Here is a 578-nt window from a genome sequence, read left to right as displayed (position 1 = left end):
CGGCGATCGCACTCAAGGTTCGCCCGCAGGCCAGGCCGTCGGCGATGGCCACGCGGTCGGCCAGGCAGAGATATCGCGAGCTGATCACCGGTGACCCGGCAGGAAGCGTTGTCACCTTCGCTCTATATCGGGTGCCGCTGGCATAGTCGACCACCGTGCCGTCCGGGTAGGTCCGTGTCGCGCCCACTTTGACGATCCCGGCGCGCCAATCCCGGCCGGTACGTGAGTGCACACCCACTTCACCGGCGGCCTGCCTCACCGACCAGCCCTGCTGCAGCAATTCATGGAAACGCTGCTTAGCCTGCCTCTTTGGCGCTGTCAGGTCGACGTGTTCATCGATGAGCCCGCCCGCCACGAGCACCCGACGTGCCCGCCCCTGCGAAACCCCACTGGCCTTGGCGGCCCGACGGATCGACCCGGTCGCACGAAAAACCGCCACCACCAACTCGCGATCCAGCTGACCCCACCGGGTGCCCGATGACCCACGCGCACGCCCAGTGGCCTGCAAAATCCGATAACACCGCTGCCACGAAATCCCCAGCTGCCCAGCAGCTTGCCGCACCGGCACGCCACTATCA

1 protein-coding gene is annotated in these 578 nt (G+C 66.8%); it reads right to left on the bottom strand.

The genetic code is table 11. The features are described from left to right. A partial coding sequence (locus RMCB_RS34225; protein WP_407662176.1) for a helix-turn-helix domain-containing protein occupies positions 1-442 on the bottom strand: 442 nt, incomplete at its 3' end. Positions 443-578: the final 136 nt, after the last annotated feature.

It is taken from the genome of Mycolicibacterium brisbanense (genome assembly GCF_001570425.1).
GTDB classification, from domain to species: domain Bacteria; phylum Actinomycetota; class Actinomycetes; order Mycobacteriales; family Mycobacteriaceae; genus Mycobacterium; species Mycobacterium brisbanense.
The sequence above is the reverse complement of the archived record's forward strand: the minus strand, read 5'-3'. Positions and strand labels throughout refer to the sequence as shown.